Origin of the sequence: Sphingobium sp., assembly GCF_035511395.1 — a bacterium.
Classification (GTDB): domain Bacteria; phylum Pseudomonadota; class Alphaproteobacteria; order Sphingomonadales; family Sphingomonadaceae; genus Sphingobium.
The window spans coordinates 1-3,514 of the sequence record NZ_DATKFP010000337.1 but is presented as its reverse complement, the minus strand read 5'-3'; the positions used below and the strand labels follow the sequence as shown (position 1 = coordinate 3,514).

Sequence of the window (3,514 nt, the reverse complement as noted above, 5' to 3'; positions counted from 1 at the left end):
CGGACACCCTTCTATGTGCTCGTCATTCTCGCGGCCATGGTCGGTGCGTTCGCGGAGCCGCTCTATGACGAAGGCCTGATGCTGTGGTTCTATGCGCCGGGCATGTGGTCACACTTCTCGGCGTTCGGCATTCCGCAGCCGAACTGGACGCACAGCGGCTATGCGGTGCTCTACGGTAGCGCCGCCATGCTCATCGCGCGCCAGATCCATGCGGGGGCCCTTACCCGTAACGGCCTTTATGCCTGGGCCGGGGTGGAGTTCGCGATGTCCTGCACCTTCGAGATGGTCGGCATCAATGGCGGGGCCTATGAATATTGGGGGCCGCATGTCCTTCGTATCTTCAACTATCCGGTCATCATCGGCATCCTTGAGGCATGCCAGGTGATGTGCTTCGCGGTGGCCGCGGCCGAACTGCGACGGCGCACCAGCCAGCCAGCTGCCCTCCTGACGTTGTTCGCGATCTTCCCGATGACCTTCTATTTCGCTAATTTCGGTGCCGGCGCGCCGGTAATCATCGCGCTGCATCTCGACACGCCCTCGCCAACGTTGGTCGTACTGGCGACGCTCGCCAGCATCGCTTTTGCGGTCGCGGCCATCCATATGGCTGCGAGCCTCGCAGCGGCGCCCGCCAGGGCGGTAGCCGGAGGGCGGATCGGCGCCAGCGCCGCCGTCGCTCTGTGAGGGGAGATTAGATGTCCGCGCTCCCCGCGGAATCCGACGAGATTGAACCTTTCATCCTCGAGGTACCGCAAAGCCAGCTCGACGACCTTGGCCGGCGGCTTGAAAGTATCCGCTGGCCTGAGCAGGAACTCGTCGATGACTGGTCCCAAGGCGCACCCCTTGCCAAGGTTTGGGCCTTGATCGACCACTGGCGCGGCACTTATGACTGGCGCCGCTGCGAGCGGATCCTCAACGGCCTGGGGCAGTATCGCACGCGGATCGACGGCGTCGATATTCATTTCCTGCATATTCGCTCGCCCCACGCGCACGCGCTTCCGATGATCCTGTCGCATGGCTGGCCCGGGTCGGTGATTGAATTCCTGAAATGTGTCGGACCGCTGACCGACCCGATGGCCCATGGCGGGAGGGCCGCCGATGCCTTCCATCTCGTCATTCCGTCGCTTCCCGGCTACGGCTTTTCCGGCAAACCACATGAAACCGGCTGGACGGTGCAGCGCATCGTGCGGACATGGCACGTCCTGATGAGCCGGCTCGGCTATGATCGCTATGTTGCCCAGGGCGGTGACTGGGGCGCGGCGATCACCACTGCGATGGGCGCGCAACGACCTCAGGGACTTGCGGCCATCCACCTCAATCTCCCCTTCGTCATGCCGGCGCACATTGACGACAATCTCGGTCCTGCCGAGGCCGAGATGATGGCTGCGCTCGCACAGTATCAACGCTGGGGATCGGGCCATTCGACGCAGCAGGCGAGCCGCCCGCAGACGCTCGGCTATGGGCTGGCGGACTCTCCTGTCGCCCAGGCGGCATGGATCTACGAGAAATTCAAGGAATGGGCCGATTGCGACGGCGAGCCGGAAAATGCTCTGTCCCACGATGAGATGCTCGACAATATCATGCTGTACTGGTTGCCGAACACAGGGACCTCCTCGGCTCGGCTCTATTGGGAGAGTTTTCACGGTGCCTTCGGGGCCACCGAACTCGACCTTCCCACCGGTTGCAGCATCTTCCCAAGGACATTTATCGTGCTCCCAAAAGTTGGGCCGATCGATGCATGCGGCAACTCATTTATTGGAACGAGGTCGACCGCGGGGGGCATTTCGCGGCCTTCGAGCAACCGAGCCTGTTCGTGGAGGAGATCAGAAAATGCTTCCAGCTCATGCGCTGAAGAGGCAGAAATCGGTGCTTTGACGGACGCTCAGATTCGATTTCAGATTGATCGAATCGATTGGGGATCGAATATCCGCCGAAGCTCTGGCGCTTCATCGCTTGTCCATTTTGAACGCTGAGGAAGAATGGACGTGCTGATAAACCAGTTATTGAGGGTCGACGCGGCGAATGCTTCGCAATCGAATTGGCTATCTCGATGTCCAGAAAGACGCTGGTGGCCTGACACCCTCCAACGCACCAGCGGCAGGTTCTTCCAAGAGCGGACGTCCCCGAGTGGGCCAGCGAATGACTTAAATTGGTCGCTTTCCGCCATTGTTCTTCTGCAGCGATTCCTCCGATAGAAGGTGGATGAATCACCTGATCCCAATTTCCGATTCTGCAATCGCCATGCGCCATTCGCCTGTGTTGCGCGCAGTGTGCCTGACACTCGATTATATCCACGAGAACGGGCCGATCGGTCTGACTGCGACGGGCGCGCTGAAGCGGTATTTCGTCGAGTGGGCGGCGGCGGCATTCGATTGGCCATTCTATACCACCGAAGATCTCTATGCGGTGAACAAGGTGCTCAATGAGTGCGATTTCCCGCCTTTGACGATCATGCACGACCTGTTGCTGAGCGCGAGACTGGCGCGGCACAGGAAAGGCGCTCTACACCCGACACGGCTTGCGAGGCAGCTCAGGGCCGACCCCGCAGCATTGTGGTCACTGCTTGCCCAGCAGTTTCTCTTCGCTACCGATCACACCGGTTACACTCGGTACGGCGATCAGCCGATGGGAAACTGGGACATCTTTCTGAACGTCATCAATGTGGAAGCCCAGCATGGCCTGAGCGAGGACCGGCTGGGGCTGGTCCTGTACGGCCCCGGCGAAGGACAAGGCTGGCGTGACGAAATTCGAATGAAGGCGGCGCTCTATATTCATGTGCTCCGCCCGTTGTGCTGGATGGGGTTGCTCGAAGAGGGCCGCTCCGGGGAAGGCTTCGAGCGCGACGAGACCTACTTCAAGACCGCGCTCTGGCACGAGGCCTTCAAGTTGGAGACGGACGTCCATCTCGACCCGGTGACGCAGCACTGACAGAGCGGCTCAACCGCATTCAGCTGAACCGCCAGAGGGGGATGCCCAGCTTTCTCGCCTTGTCGGCGAGGTTCTCCTGAATTCCCGTGCCGGGGAAGACGATTACGCCGATCGGCAGCACGTCCAGCATCTGATCGTTGCGCTTGAAGGGCGCGGCGCGGCCGTGTCTGGACCAGTCCGGCGCAAATCCGATCTGCGGAACACTGCGATGATCCGCCCAGCGCGAGGCGATCTTTTCGGCGCCTTTTGGGGACTTGCCGTGCATCAGCACCATGTCGGGATGCCGGGCGTGAACCTGGTCGAGCTTGGCCCAGATCAGCTGATGATCGTTGAAATCAAGACCGCCCGTGAATGCGATCTTGGGACCGGGAGGGAGCAGGACCTGCTGTTCGGCGCGCTTCCTGGCGGCGAGGAAATCGCGGCTGTCGATCATCGCCGAAGTGAGATTGCGGTGATTGACCCGCGAGCCGCTGTGCGGGAGCCACGGCTTGCCCGCATGACGCTCGTAGTGATCGCCGGCCTGGTCGCGCATCAGTTCGAAGGCGTCCTGGCGTTCGACCAGCGTCCTGCCCTCGGCGACGAGGCGCTC

General features: G+C 61.3%; 4 protein-coding genes. 3 read left to right on the top strand and 1 reads right to left on the bottom strand.

What is annotated here, in order from left to right; translation table 11 throughout:
* The 3 genes from VMR39_RS23255 to VMR39_RS23245 all read left to right on the top strand — a co-directional run.
* Nucleotides 1-681 (top strand): hypothetical protein (locus VMR39_RS23255; protein ID WP_325419639.1); only part of this gene is annotated, 681 nt, incomplete at its 5' end.
* Between the two features lie 11 nt (nucleotides 682-692).
* Complete coding sequence (locus VMR39_RS23250) at nucleotides 693-1,970, top strand: epoxide hydrolase (protein ID WP_325419637.1); 1,278 nt, start codon at nucleotides 693-695, stop codon at nucleotides 1,968-1,970.
* Between the two features lie 229 nt (nucleotides 1,971-2,199).
* Nucleotides 2,200-2,925 (top strand): hypothetical protein, encoded by a 726-nt coding sequence (locus VMR39_RS23245; RefSeq protein ID WP_325419635.1) that lies wholly within the window; start codon nucleotides 2,200-2,202, stop codon nucleotides 2,923-2,925.
* Nucleotides 2,926-2,944: 19 nt separating this feature from the next.
* Here the strand turns inward: VMR39_RS23245 and VMR39_RS23240 are convergent.
* Nucleotides 2,945-3,514, bottom strand: a 570-nt coding sequence (locus VMR39_RS23240) for a DUF2493 domain-containing protein (protein WP_325419633.1), incomplete at its 5' end; no start/stop codon positions are given.

Coding starts and splice junctions, on each gene's coding strand:
- VMR39_RS23250 (WP_325419637.1), top strand. CDS start 693: ATGTCCGCGCTCCCCGCGGAATCCGACGAGATTGAACCTTTCATCCTC.
- VMR39_RS23245 (WP_325419635.1), top strand. CDS start 2,200: ATGAATCACCTGATCCCAATTTCCGATTCTGCAATCGCCATGCGCCAT.